Below are 24,551 nucleotides of genomic sequence, written 5' to 3'. Positions count from 1 at the left end.
GTTGATATTTATCAGACGTGTATCGGTCGTACTGTTCGCACGACCGATATCGGAAATTAGATGTATAATTTCGCTAGGTCAGAAGGCTCAAGTTCTTTGCCTTCTAATGTTGCATTCCAGTTAATACCAACAAGAACGCCGTCTTCAGCTAGAGTCAGTAACCAATCTTCTACAAAGATATCTAGTGGAATTTCTAATACTTCGAAGTCAGCCCACTCTTCAACGTTGTGAGTCTGAGCATCTTCTTTTGAAGACCAAAAAGGCATCACTTCGCTGCTTTCGAATTCACTTGAGTCACATGCTAGCCAACCTTCTTCATTGCGAAGGCCCCATACCAGTTTAGTTTCTTGTGTTTCAGAAACGAAAAGTTCTAGATTTGCTTGAGTATCAGCTGTTAGTTTGCTCATGGATTAATTCTCTATGTTGATAACGACGCAAGATTAACATTATAGACGGCTTAGGTACATGCTATTCAAGGAATTATCACCATACTGAAACGTTAACTAAAGATCACGTTTCAGTATGGTAAGCGCAGGATAGAGCCTACTTTTTTATTTTGGTGAAGATGTGCCACTCTTCTTTGATGTTGCCTTTAAATCCAACAACGGAAGCGACAACTTTTCGATGTAGTGCGTGATTAACTTGGCTGTCATCACTGCTGAATTCAGAGTCGCCATGACCCACGATATTGACTCGAGATGGTTGAATACCATTACTGATAAGGGCACGTCTTACGTGGGATGCTCGCTCTTTTGACAGTTTTAAATTGTGTTTGGCATTGCCGACTTTGCTGGCATAACCTTGTAACTCAATCGATGTACCCTCGTAACGCTTCAAAAACGCAGCCATCTGGCGTATCTGCCCTAGGAAAACAGGGTTAATTTCCGTAGAGTTATTAGCAAAGAGTATGTGGAGCTCTTTCTTTTCTGACGATTCAAAATATGAACCACAACCGTCGTTATCGATCTCTGCACCAATTTGCGTATCGGGACATAGATCTCGCGCGTTAATTACGCCGTCATTATCATCATCTTCGAGATCATAAATTTGCGTGATGTCTGGAAGAGCTCGATATTCAAATTCTTCATTGCTTGTTTCAGCTAAAACGTTGGCAGAGACAATCATGAGACAAAGCGGAAATACAGTCTTTATCAGCTTCATTAGTATTCTACCTTTTCATTCCATTCTTGAGGGGTTTCGACGCGTAACCCAGTTAACAGGTTTCCTGTTGCATTCATTACTCGGTACTTCGCGTATTGTTCGTCGTACTTGGCGTCCAGATAGCCCTTACGGGCTTCGAATAGTTCGTTCTCGGTGTTAAGCAAATCGAGAAGTGTACGTTTACCGATACGGTATTGCTTCTCATAAGAGATAACGGTGTCTGATGCCGAGTCTACGTGGTCAGATAAAAACTCTTTCTGTTGAACGGTTAAATCAAGTGCGCTCCATGAAAGACGCAAGCTCTCTTCTACATTACGGTAAGTACTCTCGCGGAGGTCTTTCGCTTTGTTTAGTTGATAAGCGGCACTTTCTGCACGGTCTTGGTCTGAACCGCCGTTGTAAAGGTTGTATCTTAAACGAACCATCGCAGAAAACTCGTCACTGCTACCTGGAGTGCCGCCGGCATCATCGCGCCAGGTTTGAGCGGCTTCAAAAGAAACCGTTGGGTAGTTGGTGCTCTTAGATTGCTTGTATTGAAATTTCGCTGAGTCTACATCGGCTTGTGCGATCTTAATTACTGGATGCTGATTAAACGCTTTTGCTAATGCGCCATCAACCGTGTAAGGGATAGCGCCTGCATCTGCGCGAGGGAAGGTTAACCCTAGCGGAGATTGACCCACAAGCCTTTTGAATTGCGTATGAGTGTCAAAAAGGTTGTTTTGCGCCGCAAGTAAATTACCGTGTGCTTTAGCAATACGTGCTTCTACCTGTGACATATCTGCCGTTGAGCCAATACCTGACTCAACACGCTTGCGAATATCACTGTATATTTTTTTGTGGGTTGCGAGGTTGTTTTCAGAGAGTGAAAGCACTTCATAAGCTTTTACCGCATCGAGATAAACCTTGGTCACTTCTAATGCGATATCTTGAGCATTAGATATCAATTGATAACGCACTGATTCCGCATCAGCCGCAGTACGGTCAATATCATTCGATGTATTAGCCCCATCCCAGATAAGCTGAGTTAGCGTAATTGTCGCTTCTTTCCGAGTCAGATCGGTCGTGCTTGAGTTAGTTGCTAGATCGGTATGCTCGTAACCAATACCTCCATCCAAGTCTATACTTGGACGATAAGCACCACCAGAAGCATCATTAAGATATCGCTTACTGACATATTCATTATAAGCACTTTTGATTTCAGGATTACTTTCTAAAGTGAACGCAACGGCTTGCTCTAGGGTTTGTGCTGTCGTCGGTAAGCTCATACATATAGCTAACCCTAATGTTGTCTTTTGAAGCCTATTCAATGTGCATCTCCCTAAAATTAGCTCGCATCTAAGTCTTGAATTCATGCTGTTATATATGAAATTTAGATGAACCGCCAAAAAAATTACGATCGCTAAGCTGGCGTTCGCAAATAGTTGTCAGAATGTTAACCGATCAGCGTGCGTTTTATGGTGTTTTTAGACACGTCAATCTTACGTTTTTAAAGCTATTATTTTCCGCAAACACAATAACTTATATTACTGGTGTGAGCACTAAGATTGTTATGCGATGTGATCACCGTCATTAGCTTGTCACTCAAGTTGTTAAATACTAGATTCATAACTAGGAATTATATGACTTTAAGTGTTATATTTTAACTAATATTATAAATATAATGTCACTATTTTGACGTTAATGACAAGAAATGCTTTTTTAGGGGTTTATATGGACATGACAACATTGAATTTGGGTGGTGCATTAGCACTTGGCCAGCGCATTGTTATCTCGGTAGATGGTACGATTAAAGTCTTAGAAGAAGGCCAACCCCTACAAGCAGGGGATGTCGTTCTTGAATCTCAGAACGGGTCCAATGAACCTCAGGTATCGACAAAACGCTTCTCATCAGAAGAAGGCGAAATTGAGCTCGACCAAGATATTGCGAATATCTTTGCCGCATTAGAAGAAGGTCAAGACCCGACCGAGCTAGGTGAAGAGTTCGCAACGGCAGCTGGTCAAAACGGTTCAAGTTTGGCTTCTAGCGGAACTATTGAACGTGATGGTGAAGAAACCATTCCTGGTACAGAGTTCGTTACTACGGGTTTCGAATCATTGGGCTTATCTCGCACTCAAAGCCTAAGCCTACTTGACGCTTATCGTTCATTGACTGAAGCAGCAACGCCTTTAAACAGCAATCCATCTTTTGTTGACTCAAACAATGCTGAAGCTAGTGACGTCGTCACCTTTACGACAGATGAAGATACACCTGTTAGTGGTACTTTGTCGGCTTCAGACGAAGATGGTGATGATCTGTCATTCAGTAAAGCTACAGAACCATCAAACGGTACTGTCGTTGTCGATGAAAATGGTGATTGGACTTATACCCCCAACGAAAACTACAACGGTAACGATAGCTTTACAGTTGTTGTATCAGACGGCCAAGGCGGCACAGACAGAATAACCGTTAATATCGGCGTTACTCCAGTCAATGACTTACCTGTCGGTGAAGATGTCTCTGTCACCACAGATGAAGATACCCCTGTTAGCGGTTCCCTCACTGCAACCGACGCAGATAACGATCAGTTAACGTTCAGTAAAGGCACAGAACCAGAGAATGGCTCTGTAGTCGTTGACGAAAATGGTAATTGGACATACACCCCAGACGAGAACTATAGCGGCAGCGATAGCTTTACTGTGATTGTGAGCGATGGGCAGGGTGGCACTGATACTATTACTGTTGATGTTGGGGTTACGCCAGTAAATGACCAATCTTCATTTGATGCGCAGACGGTGACGTACGCGGAAAACCAAGTGGCGGACGCGGTGGTTGGCACCTTGTCAGGCAGCGATCTGGATGGCGTGACCAAATACGAGTTCAAACACAGTGACGGCACATTAAGCACCACCAGTGAAGACGGCTTCTACAGTGTGGATGCGGCCGGCAATATCAGCATCACGGCAGCGGGCGTGGCGGCGGAGGTGAACGACTTCGAGCAAGGCACGAACAGTGGCGATTACCAGATGGTGATGACCGACGGTTACGGCTCGACAGCTGAAGCGACGGTGACCCTGAAAGAGAGCAACGTGGATGAGTCTGGCTCGTTCGGTGCGCAGACGGTGACGTACGCGGAAAACCAAGTGGCGGACGCGGTGGTTGGCACCTTGTCAGGCAGCGATCTGGATGGCGTGACCAAATACGAGTTCAAACACAGTGACGGCACATTAAGCACCACCAGTGAAGACGGCTTCTACAGTGTGGATGCGGCCGGCAATATCAGCATCACGGCAGCGGGCGTGGCGGCGGAGGTGAACGACTTCGAGCAAGGCACGAACAGTGGCGATTACCAGATGGTGATGACCGACGGTTACGGCTCGACAGCTGAAGCGACGGTGACCCTGAAAGAGAGCAACGTGGATGAGTCTGGCTCGTTCGGTGCGCAGACGGTGACGTACGCGGAAAACCAAGTGGCGGACGCGGTGGTTGGCACCTTGTCAGGCAGCGATCTGGATGGCGTGACCAAATACGAGTTCAAACACAGTGACGGCACATTAAGCACCACCAGTGAAGACGGCTTCTACAGTGTGGATGCGGCCGGCAATATCAGCATCACGGCAGCGGGCGTGGCGGCGGAGGTGAACGACTTCGAGCAAGGCACGAACAGTGGCGATTACCAGATGGTGATGACCGACGGTTACGGCTCGACAGCTGAAGCGACGGTGACCCTGAAAGAGAGCAACGTGGATGAGTCTGGCTCGTTCGGTGCGCAGACGGTGACGTACGCGGAAAACCAAGTGGCGGACGCGGTGGTTGGCACCTTGTCAGGCAGCGATCTGGATGGCGTGACCAAATACGAGTTCAAACACAGTGACGGCACATTAAGCACCACCAGTGAAGACGGCTTCTACAGTGTGGATGCGGCCGGCAATATCAGCATCACGGCAGCGGGCGTGGCGGCGGAGGTGAACGACTTCGAGCAAGGCACGAACAGTGGCGATTACCAGATGGTGATGACCGACGGTTACGGCTCGACAGCTGAAGCGACGGTGACCCTGAAAGAGAGCAACGTGGATGAGTCTGGCTCGTTCGGTGCGCAGACGGTGACGTACGCGGAAAACCAAGTGGCGGACGCGGTGGTTGGCACCTTGTCAGGCAGCGATCTGGATGGCGTGACCAAATACGAGTTCAAACACAGTGACGGCACATTAAGCACCACCAGTGAAGACGGCTTCTACAGTGTGGATGCGGCCGGCAATATCAGCATCACGGCAGCGGGCGTGGCGGCGGAGGTGAACGACTTCGAGCAAGGCACGAACAGTGGCGATTACCAGATGGTGATGACCGACGGTTACGGCTCGACAGCTGAAGCGACGGTGACCCTGAAAGAGAGCAACGTGGATGAGTCTGGCTCGTTCGGTGCGCAGACGGTGACGTACGCGGAAAACCAAGTGGCGGACGCGGTGGTTGGCACCTTGTCAGGCAGCGATCTGGATGGCGTGACCAAATACGAGTTCAAACACAGTGACGGCACATTAAGCACCACCAGTGAAGACGGCTTCTACAGTGTGGATGCGGCCGGCAATATCAGCATCACGGCAGCGGGCGTGGCGGCGGAGGTGAACGACTTCGAGCAAGGCACGAACAGTGGCGATTACCAGATGGTGATGACCGACGGTTACGGCTCGACAGCTGAAGCGACGGTGACCCTGAAAGAGAGCAACGTGGATGAGTCTGGCTCGTTCGGTGCGCAGACGGTGACGTACGCGGAAAACCAAGTGGCGGACGCGGTGGTTGGCACCTTGTCAGGCAGCGATCTGGATGGCGTGACCAAATACGAGTTCAAACACAGTGACGGCACATTAAGCACCACCAGTGAAGACGGCTTCTACAGTGTGGATGCGGCCGGCAATATCAGCATCACGGCAGCGGGCGTGGCGGCGGAGGTGAACGACTTCGAGCAAGGCACGAACAGTGGCGATTACCAGATGGTGATGACCGACGGTTACGGCTCGACAGCTGAAGCGACGGTGACCCTGAAAGAGAGCAACGTGGATGAGTCTGGCTCGTTCGGTGCGCAGACGGTGACGTACGCGGAAAACCAAGTGGCGGACGCGGTGGTTGGCACCTTGTCAGGCAGCGATCTGGATGGCGTGACCAAATACGAGTTCAAACACAGTGACGGCACATTAAGCACCACCAGTGAAGACGGCTTCTACAGTGTGGATGCGGCCGGCAATATCAGCATCACGGCAGCGGGCGTGGCGGCGGAGGTGAACGACTTCGAGCAAGGCACGAACAGTGGCGATTACCAGATGGTGATGACCGACGGTTACGGCTCGACAGCTGAAGCGACGGTGACCCTGAAAGAGAGCAACGTGGATGAGTCTGGCTCGTTCGGTGCGCAGACGGTGACGTACGCGGAAAACCAAGTGGCGGACGCGGTGGTTGGCACCTTGTCAGGCAGCGATCTGGATGGCGTGACCAAATACGAGTTCAAACACAGTGACGGCACATTAAGCACCACCAGTGAAGACGGCTTCTACAGTGTGGATGCGGCCGGCAATATCAGCATCACGGCAGCGGGCGTGGCGGCGGAGGTGAACGACTTCGAGCAAGGCACGAACAGTGGCGATTACCAGATGGTGATGACCGACGGTTACGGCTCGACAGCTGAAGCGACGGTGACCCTGAAAGAGAGCAACGTGGATGAGTCTGGCTCGTTCGGTGCGCAGACGGTGACGTACGCGGAAAACCAAGTGGCGGACGCGGTGGTTGGCACCTTGTCAGGCAGCGATCTGGATGGCGTGACCAAATACGAGTTCAAACACAGTGACGGCACATTAAGCACCACCAGTGAAGACGGCTTCTACAGTGTGGATGCGGCCGGCAATATCAGCATCACGGCAGCGGGCGTGGCGGCGGAGGTGAACGACTTCGAGCAAGGCACGAACAGTGGCGATTACCAGATGGTGATGACCGACGGTTACGGCTCGACAGCTGAAGCGACGGTGACCCTGAAAGAGAGCAACGTGGATGAGTCTGGCTCGTTCGGTGCGCAGACGGTGACGTACGCGGAAAACCAAGTGGCGGACGCGGTGGTTGGCACCTTGTCAGGCAGCGATCTGGATGGCGTGACCAAATACGAGTTCAAACACAGTGACGGCACATTAAGCACCACCAGTGAAGACGGCTTCTACAGTGTGGATGCGGCCGGCAATATCAGCATCACGGCAGCGGGCGTGGCGGCGGAGGTGAACGACTTCGAGCAAGGCACGAACAGTGGCGATTACCAGATGGTGATGACCGACGGTTACGGCTCGACAGCTGAAGCGACGGTGACCCTGAAAGAGAGCAACGTGGATGAGTCTGGCTCGTTCGGTGCGCAGACGGTGACGTACGCGGAAAACCAAGTGGCGGACGCGGTGGTTGGCACCTTGTCAGGCAGCGATCTGGATGGCGTGACCAAATACGAGTTCAAACACAGTGACGGCACATTAAGCACCACCAGTGAAGACGGCTTCTACAGTGTGGATGCGGCCGGCAATATCAGCATCACGGCAGCGGGCGTGGCGGCGGAGGTGAACGACTTCGAGCAAGGCACGAACAGTGGCGATTACCAGATGGTGATGACCGACGGTTACGGCTCGACAGCTGAAGCGACGGTGACCCTGAAAGAGAGCAACGTGGATGAGTCTGGCTCGTTCGGTGCGCAGACGGTGACGTACGCGGAAAACCAAGTGGCGGACGCGGTGGTTGGCACCTTGTCAGGCAGCGATCTGGATGGCGTGACCAAATACGAGTTCAAACACAGTGACGGCACATTAAGCACCACCAGTGAAGACGGCTTCTACAGTGTGGATGCGGCCGGCAATATCAGCATCACGGCAGCGGGCGTGGCGGCGGAGGTGAACGACTTCGAGCAAGGCACGAACAGTGGCGATTACCAGATGGTGATGACCGACGGTTACGGCTCGACAGCTGAAGCGACGGTGACCCTGAAAGAGAGCAACGTGGATGAGTCTGGCTCGTTCGGTGCGCAGACGGTGACGTACGCGGAAAACCAAGTGGCGGACGCGGTGGTTGGCACCTTGTCAGGCAGCGATCTGGATGGCGTGACCAAATACGAGTTCAAACACAGTGACGGCACATTAAGCACCACCAGTGAAGACGGCTTCTACAGTGTGGATGCGGCCGGCAATATCAGCATCACGGCAGCGGGCGTGGCGGCGGAGGTGAACGACTTCGAGCAAGGCACGAACAGTGGCGATTACCAGATGGTGATGACCGACGGTTACGGCTCGACAGCTGAAGCGACGGTGACCCTGAAAGAGAGCAACGTGGATGAGTCTGGCTCGTTCGGTGCGCAGACGGTGACGTACGCGGAAAACCAAGTGGCGGACGCGGTGGTTGGCACCTTGTCAGGCAGCGATCTGGATGGCGTGACCAAATACGAGTTCAAACACAGTGACGGCACATTAAGCACCACCAGTGAAGACGGCTTCTACAGTGTGGATGCGGCCGGCAATATCAGCATCACGGCAGCGGGCGTGGCGGCGGAGGTGAACGACTTCGAGCAAGGCACGAACAGTGGCGATTACCAGATGGTGATGACCGACGGTTACGGCTCGACAGCTGAAGCGACGGTGACCCTGAAAGAGAGCAACGTGGATGAGTCTGGCTCGTTCGGTGCGCAGACGGTGACGTACGCGGAAAACCAAGTGGCGGACGCGGTGGTTGGCACCTTGTCAGGCAGCGATCTGGATGGCGTGACCAAATACGAGTTCAAACACAGTGACGGCACATTAAGCACCACCAGTGAAGACGGCTTCTACAGTGTGGATGCGGCCGGCAATATCAGCATCACGGCAGCGGGCGTGGCGGCGGAGGTGAACGACTTCGAGCAAGGCACGAACAGTGGCGATTACCAGATGGTGATGACCGACGGTTACGGCTCGACAGCTGAAGCGACGGTGACCCTGAAAGAGAGCAACGTGGATGAGTCTGGCTCGTTCGGTGCGCAGACGGTGACGTACGCGGAAAACCAAGTGGCGGACGCGGTGGTTGGCACCTTGTCAGGCAGCGGATCTGGATTGGCGTGACCAAATACGAGTTCAAACACAGTGACGGCACATTAAGCACCACCAGTGAAGACGGCTTCTACAGTGTGGATGCGGCCGGCAATATCAGCATCACGGCAGCGGGCGTGGCGGCGGAGGTGAACGACTTCGAGCAAGGCACGAACAGTGGCGATTACCAGATGGTGATGACCGACGGTTACGGCTCGACAGCTGAAGCGACGGTGACCCTGAAAGAGAGCAACGTGGATGAGTCTGGCTCGTTCGGTGCGCAGACGGTGACGTACGCGGAAAACCAAGTGGCGGACGCGGTGGTTGGCACCTTGTCAGGCAGCGATCTGGATGGCGTGACCAAATACGAGTTCAAACACAGTGACGGCACATTAAGCACCACCAGTGAAGACGGCTTCTACAGTGTGGATGCGGCCGGCAATATCAGCATCACGGCAGCGGGCGTGGCGGCGGAGGTGAACGACTTCGAGCAAGGCACGAACAGTGGCGATTACCAGATGGTGATGACCGACGGTTACGGCTCGACAGCTGAAGCGACGGTGACCCTGAAAGAGAGCAACGTGGATGAGTCTGGCTCGTTCGGTGCGCAGACGGTGACGTACGCGGAAAACCAAGTGGCGGACGCGGTGGTTGGCACCTTGTCAGGCAGCGATCTGGATGGCGTGACCAAATACGAGTTCAAACACAGTGACGGCACATTAAGCACCACCAGTGAAGACGGCTTCTACAGTGTGGATGCGGCCGGCAATATCAGCATCACGGCAGCGGGCGTGGCGGCGGAGGTGAACGACTTCGAGCAAGGCACGAACAGTGGCGATTACCAGATGGTGATGACCGACGGTTACGGCTCGACAGCTGAAGCGACGGTGACCCTGAAAGAGAGCAACGTGGATGAGTCTGGCTCGTTCGGTGCGCAGACGGTGACGTACGCGGAAAACCAAGTGGCGGACGCGGTGGTTGGCACCTTGTCAGGCAGCGATCTGGATGGCGTGACCAAATACGAGTTCAAACACAGTGACGGCACATTAAGCACCACCAGTGAAGACGGCTTCTACAGTGTGGATGCGGCCGGCAATATCAGCATCACGGCAGCGGGCGTGGCGGCGGAGGTGAACGACTTCGAGCAAGGCACGAACAGTGGCGATTACCAGATGGTGATGACCGACGGTTACGGCTCGACAGCTGAAGCGACGGTGACCCTGAAAGAGAGCAACGTGGATGAGTCTGGCTCGTTCGGTGCGCAGACGGTGACGTACGCGGAAAACCAAGTGGCGGACGCGGTGGTTGGCACCTTGTCAGGCAGCGATCTGGATGGCGTGACCAAATACGAGTTCAAACACAGTGACGGCACATTAAGCACCACCAGTGAAGACGGCTTCTACAGTGTGGATGCGGCCGGCAATATCAGCATCACGGCAGCGGGCGTGGCGGCGGAGGTGAACGACTTCGAGCAAGGCACGAACAGTGGCGATTACCAGATGGTGATGACCGACGGTTACGGCTCGACAGCTGAAGCGACGGTGACCCTGAAAGAGAGCAACGTGGATGAGTCTGGCTCGTTCGGTGCGCAGACGGTGACGTACGCGGAAAACCAAGTGGCGGACGCGGTGGTTGGCACCTTGTCAGGCAGCGATCTGGATGGCGTGACCAAATACGAGTTCAAACACAGTGACGGCACATTAAGCACCACCAGTGAAGACGGCTTCTACAGTGTGGATGCGGCCGGCAATATCAGCATCACGGCAGCGGGCGTGGCGGCGGAGGTGAACGACTTCGAGCAAGGCACGAACAGTGGCGATTACCAGATGGTGATGACCGACGGTTACGGCTCGACAGCTGAAGCGACGGTGACCCTGAAAGAGAGCAACGTGGATGAGTCTGGCTCGTTCGGTGCGCAGACGGTGACGTACGCGGAAAACCAAGTGGCGGACGCGGTGGTTGGCACCTTGTCAGGCAGCGATCTGGATGGCGTGACCAAATACGAGTTCAAACACAGTGACGGCACATTAAGCACCACCAGTGAAGACGGCTTCTACAGTGTGGATGCGGCCGGCAATATCAGCATCACGGCAGCGGGCGTGGCGGCGGAGGTGAACGACTTCGAGCAAGGCACGAACAGTGGCGATTACCAGATGGTGATGACCGACGGTTACGGCTCGACAGCTGAAGCGACGGTGACCCTGAAAGAGAGCAACGTGGATGAGTCTGGCTCGTTCGGTGCGCAGACGGTGACGTACGCGGAAAACCAAGTGGCGGACGCGGTGGTTGGCACCTTGTCAGGCAGCGATCTGGATGGCGTGACCAAATACGAGTTCAAACACAGTGACGGCACATTAAGCACCACCAGTGAAGACGGCTTCTACAGTGTGGATGCGGCCGGCAATATCAGCATCACGGCAGCGGGCGTGGCGGCGGAGGTGAACGACTTCGAGCAAGGCACGAACAGTGGCGATTACCAGATGGTGATGACCGACGGTTACGGCTCGACAGCTGAAGCGACGGTGACCCTGAAAGAGAGCAACGTGGATGAGTCTGGCTCGTTCGGTGCGCAGACGGTGACGTACGCGGAAAACCAAGTGGCGGACGCGGTGGTTGGCACCTTGTCAGGCAGCGATCTGGATGGCGTGACCAAATACGAGTTCAAACACAGTGACGGCACATTAAGCACCACCAGTGAAGACGGCTTCTACAGTGTGGATGCGGCCGGCAATATCAGCATCACGGCAGCGGGCGTGGCGGCGGAGGTGAACGACTTCGAGCAAGGCACGAACAGTGGCGATTACCAGATGGTGATGACCGACGGTTACGGCTCGACAGCTGAAGCGACGGTGACCCTGAAAGAGAGCAACGTGGATGAGTCTGGCTCGTTCGGTGCGCAGACGGTGACGTACGCGGAAAACCAAGTGGCGGACGCGGTGGTTGGCACCTTGTCAGGCAGCGATCTGGATGGCGTGACCAAATACGAGTTCAAACACAGTGACGGCACATTAAGCACCACCAGTGAAGACGGCTTCTACAGTGTGGATGCGGCCGGCAATATCAGCATCACGGCAGCGGGCGTGGCGGCGGAGGTGAACGACTTCGAGCAAGGCACGAACAGTGGCGATTACCAGATGGTGATGACCGACGGTTACGGCTCGACAGCTGAAGCGACGGTGACCCTGAAAGAGAGCAACGTGGATGAGTCTGGCTCGTTCGGTGCGCAGACGGTGACGTACGCGGAAAACCAAGTGGCGGACGCGGTGGTTGGCACCTTGTCAGGCAGCGATCTGGATGGCGTGACCAAATACGAGTTCAAACACAGTGACGGCACATTAAGCACCACCAGTGAAGACGGCTTCTACAGTGTGGATGCGGCCGGCAATATCAGCATCACGGCAGCGGGCGTGGCGGCGGAGGTGAACGACTTCGAGCAAGGCACGAACAGTGGCGATTACCAGATGGTGATGACCGACGGTTACGGCTCGACAGCTGAAGCGACGGTGACCCTGAAAGAGAGCAACGTGGATGAGTCTGGCTCGTTCGGTGCGCAGACGGTGACGTACGCGGAAAACCAAGTGGCGGACGCGGTGGTTGGCACCTTGTCAGGCAGCGATCTGGATGGCGTGACCAAATACGAGTTCAAACACAGTGACGGCACATTAAGCACCACCAGTGAAGACGGCTTCTACAGTGTGGATGCGGCCGGCAATATCAGCATCACGGCAGCGGGCGTGGCGGCGGAGGTGAACGACTTCGAGCAAGGCACGAACAGTGGCGATTACCAGATGGTGATGACCGACGGTTACGGCTCGACAGCTGAAGCGACGGTGACCCTGAAAGAGAGCAACGTGGATGAGTCTGGCTCGTTCGGTGCGCAGACGGTGACGTACGCGGAAAACCAAGTGGCGGACGCGGTGGTTGGCACCTTGTCAGGCAGCGATCTGGATGGCGTGACCAAATACGAGTTCAAACACAGTGACGGCACATTAAGCACCACCAGTGAAGACGGCTTCTACAGTGTGGATGCGGCCGGCAATATCAGCATCACGGCAGCGGGCGTGGCGGCGGAGGTGAACGACTTCGAGCAAGGCACGAACAGTGGCGATTACCAGATGGTGATGACCGACGGTTACGGCTCGACAGCTGAAGCGACGGTGACCCTGAAAGAGAGCAACGTGGATGAGTCTGGCTCGTTCGGTGCGCAGACGGTGACGTACGCGGAAAACCAAGTGGCGGACGCGGTGGTTGGCACCTTGTCAGGCAGCGATCTGGATGGCGTGACCAAATACGAGTTCAAACACAGTGACGGCACATTAAGCACCACCAGTGAAGACGGCTTCTACAGTGTGGATGCGGCCGGCAATATCAGCATCACGGCAGCGGGCGTGGCGGCGGAGGTGAACGACTTCGAGCAAGGCACGAACAGTGGCGATTACCAGATGGTGATGACCGACGGTTACGGCTCGACAGCTGAAGCGACGGTGACCCTGAAAGAGAGCAACGTGGATGAGTCTGGCTCGTTCGGTGCGCAGACGGTGACGTACGCGGAAAACCAAGTGGCGGACGCGGTGGTTGGCACCTTGTCAGGCAGCGATCTGGATGGCGTGACCAAATACGAGTTCAAACACAGTGACGGCACATTAAGCACCACCAGTGAAGACGGCTTCTACAGTGTGGATGCGGCCGGCAATATCAGCATCACGGCAGCGGGCGTGGCGGCGGAGGTGAACGACTTCGAGCAAGGCACGAACAGTGGCGATTACCAGATGGTGATGACCGACGGTTACGGCTCGACAGCTGAAGCGACGGTGACCCTGAAAGAGAGCAACGTGGATGAGTCTGGCTCGTTCGGTGCGCAGACGGTGACGTACGCGGAAAACCAAGTGGCGGACGCGGTGGTTGGCACCTTGTCAGGCAGCGATCTGGATGGCGTGACCAAATACGAGTTCAAACACAGTGACGGCACATTAAGCACCACCAGTGAAGACGGCTTCTACAGTGTGGATGCGGCCGGCAATATCAGCATCACGGCAGCGGGCGTGGCGGCGGAGGTGAACGACTTCGAGCAAGGCACGAACAGTGGCGATTACCAGATGGTGATGACCGACGGTTACGGCTCGACAGCTGAAGCGACGGTGACCCTGAAAGAGAGCAACGTGGATGAGTCTGGCTCGTTCGGTGCGCAGACGGTGACGTACGCGGAAAACCAAGTGGCGGACGCGGTGGTTGGCACCTTGTCAGGCAGCGATCTGGATGGCGTGACCAAATACGAGTTCAAACACAGTGACGGCACATTAAGCACCACCAGTGAAGACGGCTTCTACAGTGTGGATGCGGCCGGCAATATCAGCATCACGGCAGCGGGCGTGGCGGCGGAGGTGAACGACTTCGAGCAAGGCACGAACAGTGGCGATTACCAGATGGTGATGACCGACGGTTACGGCTCGACAGCTGAAGCGACGGTGACCCTGAAAGAGAGCAACGTGGATGAGTCTGGCTCGTTCGGTGCGCAGACGGTGACGTACGCGGAAAACCAAGTGGCGGACGCGGTGGTTGGCACCTTGTCAGGCAGCGATCTGGATGGCGTGACCAAATACGAGTTCAAACACAGTGACGGCACATTAAGCACCACCAGTGAAGACGGCTTCTACAGTGTGGATGCGGCCGGCAATATCAGCATCACGGCAGCGGGCGTGGCGGCGGAGGTGAACGACTTCGAGCAAGGCACGAACAGTGGCGATTACCAGATGGTGATGACCGACGGTTACGGCTCGACAGCTGAAGCGACGGTGACCTTGAAAGAGAGCAACGTGAACGAGTCACCTATTGCTTCAGATAATGTGGTCGACATAAACGAAGACACCTCAACCTTCATCGAGTGGGATTCCTTCGGAACAAGCGATGTTGATTCACCTGATTCAGCTCTAGGTATTGAGATTACAGATTTACCAGACAATGGTCAGTTCGAGTATTTCGGTGATGACGGTCAGTGGCATGATATTTCGGTTGGTCAAGTTATTGACAAGGGCGAGTTTGATGCAGATAGAGTTCGCTTTACTCCGGATGAAGATGAATCTGGGTACGATAGCCACTCAACTCCAGGCGTCGGTGATCAACAACAAGACTACGCACAGATTGGTTTCAAACCAACTGATGGCATAAACGTAGGCGAAGAGTCGACTGTTGCGATAAATGTTACTCCAATTGCTGACGCACCTAACTTGTTCACCAGCATCGATGGAATTCAACTTCCAGAACAACAATTCAACGTAAGTATGTGGAATGGTGTCTCTGTTGGTTATCAATATGGTGTTGGTAATGGTGTGGACCCTGATACCTTGATAAATGTCATTGATGGTTTGGATAGCAACAGTAGTTCTCTAAGTAATGTCAATGATGTGCGTGATACTAGTCAAGGTGCGGGTCAAGCTACACTCATCACTGGCTTGATCTATTTGGAAGCAGGTAAATCTTATGATTTCGTTGGTAACGCGGATGATAGTTTAGCGATAAAAATTGGTGGTGAGCTTACAGATGATGCTCGATGGGGAGACAGTAGTGGGAGTATCCAAGGAATTGCATTTACACCGACTGTGTCCGGTTTCTATCCGATAGAGGTTTACCACCACAACCAGAGCGGTCCTGGTAATTTTGATGTCAATGTTTCTGTAGATGGCGCGAGCCCTGTCAACTTAGACAACACAAACTTTGGTGTAGTCAGTGATGTATCTCAGATCGATAGTATTGATATACGTACATCACAACTAATAAACGAAAATGGCGTTGAGTTCTATCAGGTCTATACAACGAATGAAGGCCCACAAGACACACGTATTCCACTGACGGAGCTGCAAGCATCTTTAAATGACACTGATGGTTCAGAAAGTTTGGCTGTCAATGTTAGTGGTTTCCCTATTGGTTCTGAGCTAAGTGACGGAGTTAATTCTCACACATTCACTAGTACTAATGAGACATTTGATATCAGTAGTTGGGATATGACAAGTCTAACGGTCTTACCGCCTTCTGGAAGTCACGACGACTTTACTATTGATGTGGAAGCGATCGCTAGTGAAAAGGATTCAACAAGTACTGCTACGACTACGACCAGTATTGATGTGGTTGTTCATGAATACAATGCTACAAACACACAGCCAGATACTCGCACTGTAGATGAAGATACAAGCGTCTCTGGTAACGTTTTAACAAACGATACTGATACAGATAACACATTATCACTGCAGTCAATTGAAGTGGGAGGAACGTCCTATAACGCTGGTGACACTATCACGCTAACTGGTGGTGAGTTGACGGTTGAGCAAGATGGTAGTTACTCATTTGTACCATCTGAGCATTGGTCAGGTAACGTTCCGACGGTGACTTACACTACAAACACTGGTGTGAGCGATACTCTCGATATTACCGTTAGTGCGGTTGCTGATGCTCCTCGCGTAACTATTGCAGTCGGGGAGTTGCAACAAACACAAGCTGTGCCTGATTTTGGTACATCGCCTAGTGATATTAGAAACCTTGTAAGTAACGGTGAGACATCTATTGGTGGTGTTAATTTCGACCATGTTGATCAGTCTCCAGGTTTTAATAATGGCAATCAAGGTGATGACTTGATGATTGCACCGGACAATGCGGCGGCTCAGCAGTTTGTTGGCGATCAGCAAGCCGTTACCCTGACTCAACAGGGTAGCGATACGTTTGTTGGCACTAGTGGCAACGATTCGTTTTATGGTGGTAATGGGTCTCAGGATAGTGAAGTTGAGACTGATACAGTTATCTATCAAGGTAAATTGTCTGAATACGACCTTGATTTTAGAGGCCTTGAGCATAGCCAAGTACCTTATTGGTTAGTTAAAGATTCTCTTGAAAGAGATACATCGAGTGACAATTCGCCTTCTACCGAAGATGGTGACCATTTATATGGTATTGAACGAATTATTTTCTCAGATGCGATTGTAGAGATTGATAGTGAAACTGGGGAATATACTGTACTGCAAGACAGCGTAATACCGCTAGATATTTCAGCGGAACTTGTTGACAACGATGGAAGTGAATCACTAGGTAATGAATTTACTCTTGAAGGTATACCTCAAGGCGTTGAGTTGTACATAGGGGGTCAGCTTATATCTCCAAGCATCGACGGATCGTATTCTATTGTTATACCTGTTTCTGGTGATGTTAGTGCAGAGCTTCGAATTCCTTATTCTTATGAAGGAGACCTAGATTTTGAGCTTTCTGTGTCTGCCTTATCTTCCGAATCGGTTAATGGCGATGAAGCAATAACTAACACATCAGCAGATATAAGTTTCAGAAGCTATGATTTGGAATCTGGCTCCCACGGTGATGATAATATCAAAGGGACAGAGAATAACGATTTGATTGTTGGTGACGTTCAAGGGATTCAAATTGTTGCTGGTGAGGATTACAATATAGCGTTTATTCTCGATACGTCGGGCAGCATGGGAAGAGATGTTGAAACCGCAAAAGATGAACTGTTGGTTGTTTTTGATGCGATTTTAGCTAGTTCTCAGGGGCAACATTCCGGCCAAGTTAATATTCTAATCACGGATTTTTCAGACAATTCAAATACGTCAGTATCTGTCGACTTGAGCAGTCAAAACCCAAGAGAGCAGTTCGTCGCAGCACTTGATTCCATCACTGATGCTGGCGGAGGTGGTACTAATTACGAAGCTGGATTCCAATCTGCTGTTGAATGGTTCGCTGACCAAAATGGTGGGAACAACATTTCATATTTCATTTCTGACGGTGAGCCGACTTCCTTTACTGACAGTAGGTTAATGAAAAGTGAGTTCGATGAAATATTGATCGATTATGATTTGAGTACGAACCAAGTTATAACACTGGCCGATTTATTGCCTGCCGGATATACAAGTGGTGTTGTTAATTATCAAGGTAAAGTATTAATCGATGATAAGCACAAGTTATATTCACCATTAACTGGGGAACGAATTGGTGACTTAAGCATTAATGGTAATTCTTACGATTATTACGACAAGGGCGGAGTCAACAAGCAAGGGCAACACATGTACCAACTGCTTGCATTGATGTCGTCTGTTGACGCTATTGGACTAGGGAATTCACTAGATGAAGACGTTCTTGAAGATTATGACTCTGATGGCCTAGTTGAAACGTCAATAGATGTAACCAAATTGTCAGAGGTTATTCTTGGTAAAGAGGTGAGCTTGTTGCAAGGTGAAGACCAAATTGATGCTCTAGCTGGTGATGACATCATGTTCGGTGACTTAGTTCAGTTTGACGGTATTTCAGGGCAGGGCGTCGCAGCGATACAGAAGTATGTAGCTCAAGAAACTGGTGAGCAATTATCTTCTGTGTCAGCGCGAGATATACACAACTATATTTCAGATAACGTACAAGATTTTGACCAATCCCGAGCGAACGACAAGGATGATGTTTTATCTGGCGGTGAAGGCGATGATATTCTGTATGGTCAAGGTGGCGATGACACTTTAATTGGTGGTTTAGGGAATGATATTTTAGTTGGAGGAGATGGTGACGATTTGTTCCAGTGGGTTGACCAGCCATTCCAAGGTGATGTTGATACTATTAGCGACTTCGCTCTAGGTGAAGATCACTTAGATATCTCTCAATTGCTACCAACTGAGAATAATATGTCGGATCTTCTAGAACACATCGCTATTGAAAAAGTCGATAACGGCGGTGGTGATAAAGATTTGGTGATCACTATCTCTGAAGACGCAAGTAATAGCGGTCAGACACAAACGATTGTACTCGACAATACGGGGAATCAGTTTGACTCTGTGAACGCTCAAGGTGATGGTAGTGTGATAAGCAGTGATTTGAGTAACTTGGTTAATCAACTCTTTGTGAACTTACCAGACCAATAACAAAAAAGGGCCGAAAGGCCCTTTTTTAATACGTCTGTTTTGCTATGAAAACTAGATTCTAAAGCACTAGAATTAAAGCACCTTACAAGCAAAACCTTTTAGGTAGAAACCTTCTGGGTAAGCTGTATCGATCAAGTGATCGGCAGCTTGCTCGAAGCGTTCAACAAACTTCACTGTTCTGCCTGCATCTAGAGCTGCATCAGCAATGATTTTTTGGAATAGGTCAGCACCCATCAAACCTGAGCAAGAGTAGGTGAGTAGTGTTCCACCTGGATTCAGGATTTGCATCGCTAGCATGTTAACGTCTTTGTAGCCGTTAGCGCCTGAAGTTAGGTTGTTCTTGCTTGAAACAAACTTTGGTGGATCCATGATCACTACGTCAAACTTAGTGCCCTGGTCACGGTATTCGCGAAGTAGTTTGAATACGTCAGCGTTTAGGAATACAGCACGCTTTTTCGAGATGTCGAACTCATTCAGTTCAGCGTTGAACTTAGCCGTATCAAGAGCAAGTTGAGATACGTCTGCGTTGATCACACGCTTCGCGTCACCTTTAAGTGCGTAAAGGCCAAAGCCACCGGTGTATGAGAAACAGTTAAGTACATCTTTGCCTTTAACGTATTTCATAGATTCTTTGCGGCTATCACGTTGATCCATGTAGAAGCCCGTTTTGTGGCCTTCCATAATGTTCACGCTGATCTTCACGCCGTTTTCTTCAATGACTACTGACTTAGGTGGCTCTTCGCCATGCAGTACGCCGACGGTTTGCTCTAAACCTTCTTTTTTACGAACCGCTACGTCAGAGCGTTCGTAAATATTACATTCAGGGAAGCATTCAACTAAAGCTTCAACGATAACGCTTTTGTTGAATTCCGCGCCAGCACTCAGTAGTTGGCAAACTAAGAAGTCTTGGTACTTGTCGATAGTAATACCTGGCAGGCCGTCAGATTCAGCCGCCGTTAATCGGTATCCCGTTAGGCCGTCACGTTCGATGATATCTTCACGTAGTGATTGTGCGTCTTTAAATCTTTTGATGAAAAACGCTTTATTGATTTCTTCTTTTTCAAATGTCCAAACACGAGCGCGAATTTGAGATTCTGGTGAGTAAGCTGCTTTTGCGAGCCACTGACCATTTTGAGCATATACGTCTACAGTTTCACCTTGTTGTGGTTCGCCTTCGACCTTATCGATACCGCGTGAAAATACCCAAGGGTGTTTGCGGCGTAGTGATTTATCTCGGCCTTTAGCTAGATGAATTGAAGGAGTCATAATTTACTCTGTTTGTTGAATTTGAAGGAGGGGTATTGTCGGGGAAGTACAAGGGAAAAGCAAATAAGAAAGGGCTGCAGAAGCAGCCCTAGTAATGATTAATTAATACAGCGTGGTTAGATGTCAGTATTAAGCTTTAAGACCTGTCAGCAAACCTTCCATCGTATCGCTTTGCTTACGAAGTTGGTCAACATTTACATTACTCTTACTGATCATTTCACAGATGCTGTCTGATTGATGACGAATCTCTTCAACACTTTGTGCAATGTTGTCAGCAACAACACCTTGCTCTTCAGCAGCAGTAGCAATTTGAGTGCTGCTATCAGAAATAGATTGGTTCTTTTCAGCTAACGATCCAATCTCAACGTTTACTTCCGACATCAATGTTTGACCTTCGTTAGCATTGCTAACAGTCACTTCCATCAATTTTGTCAGCGATTGGCTGTTACGTTGTAATGATTCGATCATGCTCTGGATTTCAACCGTTGCTTGCTGTGTTCTTCCTGCAAGGGCACGGACTTCATCGGCAACAACAGCAAATCCACGACCTTGCTCGCCAGCACGTGCAGCCTCAATGGCAGCATTCAGGGCTAATAGGTTAGTTTGTTCTGAGATACCATTGATGGTTGCGACCACTTCATCAATTTGCGCTGCGTTAGCATCAAGCTCTTCTACCGCTTGCGAAGCTGATTGAATTTCTTGAGATAGGCTTGAGATAGATTCCAATGTATTTGAAACTTTTACTTGGCCACTCTGTGCAACACCGCGAGCGTCCATAGTTTGAGAGCTAGACTCATGAGCAAGGGTAGCGACTTCACGAATCGTAGCTGCCATTTGTTCCGTTGCACTTGCTAAACTATTCAGATGTTCTTGTTGGTTACCCGAGATGTCTGAGCTCTGTTGTGTCGACTGGTTTAAGTCAGAACTGATCTGTTGCATGAGTGCGACAGACTCTTGGATTGATAAAACCATGTTTTGTTCACGTTCTGCTACTTTATCAATAGTAATTGCGATTTCACTGAACTCATCACGAACAAGGAAGTAGTTCATACGACAGGTGAGATCACCACTCGCTAGCGTGCTTAATGCTTTGTTCATAGAGAACATTGCGCCGCCGATGAAAGTCATGATGTAGTAAACTCCTAGCGCGATCAGCGTTAGGGTTACTGCGATAATTGAAACCTGAGTCGTAGATAGAGCTGACCATAAGTTTTGGTCATGGTTCGCAACCAAGCTGAATGCACCGTTCATAACTGAGACGGAACCAACACCATAGCCTAAAGAGATGGTTTCAGAATTACTGACAAGTTGAGCAACTTGATCTTTCGTGAGTTGACCCGCTTCGATAAGTCCTTTCATCAAGAGCATTTCTTCTTGATAAAGATGAGCAAGTAAAGAGTCTGCGGCGCTATCTAAAACAAGAGTTAATATAACCAGGGCGAGAAGAGGTAATAAGAAGAGTAGATAGAACTTTTCTTGGATTTTTAGGTGAATGAGATATTTGTCAATCCAACGAAATGGGATTTCTTTCATAATCGTTATACTCGAAGTAAGTCCACCAATAAGCGGTGAATGAATAGAGTCGCAACTATATCATTCATACAATTTATGAGGCAACGTTATGGAAAGTTCACAATATATTTTTGTCGTATCAGGCGTAGTTCAGTGTGTTGGTTTTCGCTATCACACCAGTAGGCAGGCACAAGTTCTGGGCATTTCAGGCTATGCAAAGAACCTAAATGATGGCCGGGTTGAAGTGTTAGCTGTTGGAAAGGGTAAGGAAATAGAGAAGTTCCACGCTTGGCTCAATATTGGCCCTTCGAGTGCGACAGTAGATCATGTAGTGATGCATCAAGTTAAAGAAAGTGAGCGGCAGGATGTGCGTATAGGGGAATTTAAAATACTGTAGCTAGCGCACTACAGTATTTACCTTTTTACCTTGAGAGCAACCTAAAGCTGTTTAAGCTTTACAAGCATTTTGCTGGTTTAGGTAAACCCGCGAGCTTGGTTGCTTGTTTAGCGGGGCCTTTCTTGAACAATTTGAATAGGTACTTGCTGTTACCTTTCTCTGGGCCGTGTGCTTTTTCCATCGCTTTAACGAGCATACGAACAGCCGGAGAGGTTTTGAATTCTTCGTAAAAGCTTCTTACAAAATGGACTACTTCCAAGTGTGCTTCAGTCAATTCAATCGCTTCGTCTTCAGCCAGGATTTCAATCATACCTTCTTCCCATTGTGTGTAGTCCAATAGGTAGCCTTGAGCGTCGGTTTCAATTTGTTTGCCATTATATTCAAACATGTTTAGTCCAGAATCAGTTTAACTCAGTAAATAGGGTACATGACCACGTTTGCCTTTCTCAAGAAATATCGTCGTTATCTCTAGGAATATTGCAACTATAGATACAAAAAAGCCCAAGAGACAGGCTCTTGGGCTCAATTTTGAACGAACTATGATTAGTCGTTGCTGTTCATAATACCTAAGATGCTTAGTAGGCTGATGAAGATGTTGTAGATCGAAACATACAAGCTGATCGTTGCTGAGATGTAGTTTGTTTCACCGCCGCGGATGATGCTTTGCGTTGTTAGCAAGATAACACCAGTCGAGAACAGGATGAACATACCGCTCATTGCCAATGATAGTAGAGGCATCTGTAGGAAGATGTTTGCAACCATACCCACTAGCAGTACAACGAAACCAGCCATTAACATGCCGTTAAGGAATGAAAGGTCGCGTTTAGTTGTTAGTGCGTAAGCTGACGCTGCCATAAAGGCAAGCGCAGTACCGCCAAGTGCAGTTAGGATGACATCACCCATGCCTGCGCCAACGTACATGTTTAAGATTGGACCGATTGTGTAGCCTAGGAAACCTGTAAATAGGAACGTAAATACAAGACCCATGCCGTTGTCACGGTTCTTTTCTGTTAGGAATAGCAGACCGTAAAAACCAACCAGCATGATAATAAGACCAGGACGAGGAAGGTTCATCGCCATAGATACGCCTGCTACAACAGCAGACCAAAGTAGTGTCATAGACAGTAGTGCGTATGTGTTACGCAACACTTTATTGGTTTGCAGAGCATTCTCTTGAGTTGCTGTACGTGAAAACATAGGGCTGTTCATAATCTTCCTCGTAAGGTGACTTCAATAGTTATTAGTACATTTATGGGGCTGAAAGTTCGAAAAATCAAGTCTTTCATTCCTTTTGTATACCTAAAATAATAATCAAAATAGTCGGTTAAGTGTTTCTTAAGGTGTAACAAAGTGTTTCTAATGACGTATAAAGTGTCGCTAATACTCGATGTTCAAATTTTTATAGTTACTGGCTAATGATTTATAACCTTTGAAAAACTATCTATAACCTTGAAAAATAAAGAGGCGACCTAAGCCGCCTCTATAATTTATGCATCATAACACATTAATGATGCAAGATTTGGCTCAAGAAGTTCTGCGTTCTGTCCGATTGTGGGTTTTCAAAGAAGTCGACAGGGTTGTTCTCTTCTATGATTTCACCTGCATCCATAAAGATAACGCGGTCGGCAACTTCTTTAGCAAAACCCATCTCGTGCGTTACACACAACATCGTCATGCCTTCTTCTGCAAGCTCAACCATAACGTCTAGTACTTCACGAACCATTTCCGGGTCGAGTGCCGATGTTGGTTCATCAAACAACATGACTTGAGGGTTCATGCATAAAGAACGAGCGATTGCTACACGTTGTTGTTGGCCACCTGAAAGCTGTCCTGGGAATTTATCCGCTTGCTCAGGGATTTTTACACGTTCGAGGAATTTCATTGCGATGGCTTCGGCTTCCTCTTTCGGCATCTTCTTCACCCAAATAGGGGCCAGAGTACAGTTTTCTAAAACCGTTAGGTGAGGGAATAGGTTGAAGTGTTGAAAACACATACCTACATCTCTGCGCACGGCTTCAATGTTCTTCAGATCTTCTGTCAGTTCATTACCTGAAACGAAGATATGACCTTTTTGGTGCTCTTCTAATCGGTTGATACAGCGAATCATCGTGGATTTACCTGAACCAGAAGGGCCACAAATTACAATTTTCTCGCCTTTTCTAACTTCTAAATTGATGTTTTTAAGAACGTGGAACTCACCGTACCACTTGTTCATGTCTTTTAACTCGATCATAAGACCTTGAGAGTTGTTTTCTGTTTGCTGCGTCATA

11 protein-coding genes are annotated in these 24,551 nt (G+C 49.8%); 3 read left to right on the top strand and 8 right to left on the bottom strand.

The genetic code is table 11. The annotated features are described in order from the left end of the window. Positions 1 to 56 precede the first annotated feature (56 nt). From M4S28_RS10350 to M4S28_RS10340, 3 genes are all read right to left on the bottom strand, one after another. The gene (locus M4S28_RS10350; RefSeq protein WP_004733613.1) at positions 57 to 407 is read right to left on the bottom strand and encodes a DUF2750 domain-containing protein; all 351 of its coding nucleotides are present in this window, start codon (positions 405 to 407) and stop codon (positions 57 to 59) included. Between the two features lie 136 nt (positions 408 to 543). Beyond that, on the bottom strand, positions 544 to 1,161 hold the full coding sequence (locus M4S28_RS10345) for an OmpA family protein (RefSeq protein ID WP_004733614.1): 618 nt from the start codon (positions 1,159 to 1,161) through the stop codon (positions 544 to 546). After that, positions 1,161 to 2,426 (bottom strand): TolC family outer membrane protein, encoded by a 1,266-nt coding sequence (locus M4S28_RS10340; RefSeq protein WP_004733615.1) that lies wholly within the window; start codon positions 2,424 to 2,426, stop codon positions 1,161 to 1,163. Before M4S28_RS10340 ends, M4S28_RS10345 begins: the two co-directional genes overlap by 1 nt. 445 nt (positions 2,427 to 2,871) lie before the next feature. Between M4S28_RS10340 and M4S28_RS10335 the strand changes: the two genes are divergently transcribed. Both M4S28_RS10335 and M4S28_RS10330 read left to right on the top strand, forming a co-directional pair. Continuing rightward, the gene (locus M4S28_RS10335) at positions 2,872 to 9,240 is read left to right on the top strand and encodes an Ig-like domain-containing protein (protein WP_249631744.1); all 6,369 of its coding nucleotides are present in this window, start codon (positions 2,872 to 2,874) and stop codon (positions 9,238 to 9,240) included. Next, positions 9,237 to 19,106, top strand: coding sequence for a VWA domain-containing protein (locus M4S28_RS10330; protein ID WP_249631743.1), 9,870 nt, complete (start codon positions 9,237 to 9,239; stop codon positions 19,104 to 19,106). Before M4S28_RS10335 ends, M4S28_RS10330 begins: the two co-directional genes overlap by 4 nt. Positions 19,107 to 19,178: 72 nt before the next feature. On the opposite strand, the gene M4S28_RS10325 is transcribed toward M4S28_RS10330, so the two are convergent. Both M4S28_RS10325 and M4S28_RS10320 read right to left on the bottom strand, forming a co-directional pair. Continuing rightward, the gene (locus tag M4S28_RS10325) at positions 19,179 to 20,372 is read right to left on the bottom strand and encodes a class I SAM-dependent methyltransferase (RefSeq protein WP_004733618.1); all 1,194 of its coding nucleotides are present in this window, start codon (positions 20,370 to 20,372) and stop codon (positions 19,179 to 19,181) included. Between the two features lie 129 nt (positions 20,373 to 20,501). After that, positions 20,502 to 21,905, bottom strand: a complete 1,404-nt coding sequence (locus M4S28_RS10320) for a methyl-accepting chemotaxis protein (protein WP_017088499.1) — start codon at positions 21,903 to 21,905, stop codon at positions 20,502 to 20,504. Positions 21,906 to 21,993: 88 nt separating this feature from the next. Here M4S28_RS10320 and yccX point away from each other — a divergent pair, with 88 nt between their 5' ends. Then, positions 21,994 to 22,281: an acylphosphatase gene (yccX, locus tag M4S28_RS10315; RefSeq protein WP_146454338.1), complete on the top strand. Its 288-nt coding sequence runs from the start codon at positions 21,994 to 21,996 to the stop codon at positions 22,279 to 22,281. 58 nt (positions 22,282 to 22,339) lie between these two features. Here yccX and M4S28_RS10310 read toward each other — a convergent pair whose 3' ends face one another. The 3 genes from M4S28_RS10310 to M4S28_RS10300 all read right to left on the bottom strand — a co-directional run bounded on the left by M4S28_RS10310 (position 22,340) and on the right by M4S28_RS10300 (position 24,550). Next, a complete protein-coding gene (locus M4S28_RS10310; protein ID WP_017082226.1) occupies positions 22,340 to 22,669 on the bottom strand; it encodes a TusE/DsrC/DsvC family sulfur relay protein in 330 nt (109 codons plus the stop codon). 155 nt (positions 22,670 to 22,824) lie between these two features. After that, a complete protein-coding gene (locus M4S28_RS10305; protein ID WP_017110713.1) occupies positions 22,825 to 23,490 on the bottom strand; it encodes a Bax inhibitor-1/YccA family protein in 666 nt (221 codons plus the stop codon). A gap of 295 nt (positions 23,491 to 23,785) precedes the next feature. Further along, entirely contained in the window at positions 23,786 to 24,550 is a 765-nt protein-coding gene (locus M4S28_RS10300; RefSeq protein WP_004733637.1) for an amino acid ABC transporter ATP-binding protein, read from the bottom strand. Position 24,551: the final 1 nt, after the last annotated feature.

Source organism: Vibrio sp. J383 (assembly GCF_023503985.1).
GTDB classification, from domain to species: Bacteria; Pseudomonadota; Gammaproteobacteria; order Enterobacterales; family Vibrionaceae; genus Vibrio; species Vibrio splendidus.
The sequence above is the reverse complement of the archived record's forward strand: the minus strand, read 5'-3'. Positions and strand labels throughout refer to the sequence as shown.

What these genes read in the sequence shown, in the direction of transcription:
- M4S28_RS10345 (WP_004733614.1), bottom strand. Translation starts at nt 1,161, where the DNA reads ATGAAGCTGATAAAGACTGTATTTCCGCTTTGTCTCATGATTGTCTCT.
- M4S28_RS10325 (WP_004733618.1), bottom strand. Translation starts at nt 20,372, where the DNA reads ATGACTCCTTCAATTCATCTAGCTAAAGGCCGAGATAAATCACTACGC.
- M4S28_RS10320 (WP_017088499.1), bottom strand. Translation starts at nt 21,905, where the DNA reads ATGAAAGAAATCCCATTTCGTTGGATTGACAAATATCTCATTCACCTA.
- M4S28_RS10340 (WP_004733615.1), bottom strand. Translation starts at nt 2,426, where the DNA reads ATGAGCTTACCGACGACAGCACAAACCCTAGAGCAAGCCGTTGCGTTC.
- yccX (WP_146454338.1), top strand. Translation starts at nt 21,994, where the DNA reads ATGGAAAGTTCACAATATATTTTTGTCGTATCAGGCGTAGTTCAGTGT.
- M4S28_RS10335 (WP_249631744.1), top strand. Translation starts at nt 2,872, where the DNA reads ATGGACATGACAACATTGAATTTGGGTGGTGCATTAGCACTTGGCCAG.
- M4S28_RS10310 (WP_017082226.1), bottom strand. Translation starts at nt 22,669, where the DNA reads ATGTTTGAATATAATGGCAAACAAATTGAAACCGACGCTCAAGGCTAC.
- M4S28_RS10305 (WP_017110713.1), bottom strand. Translation starts at nt 23,490, where the DNA reads ATGAACAGCCCTATGTTTTCACGTACAGCAACTCAAGAGAATGCTCTG.
- M4S28_RS10350 (WP_004733613.1), bottom strand. Translation starts at nt 407, where the DNA reads ATGAGCAAACTAACAGCTGATACTCAAGCAAATCTAGAACTTTTCGTT.
- M4S28_RS10300 (WP_004733637.1), bottom strand. Translation starts at nt 24,550, where the DNA reads ATGACGCAGCAAACAGAAAACAACTCTCAAGGTCTTATGATCGAGTTA.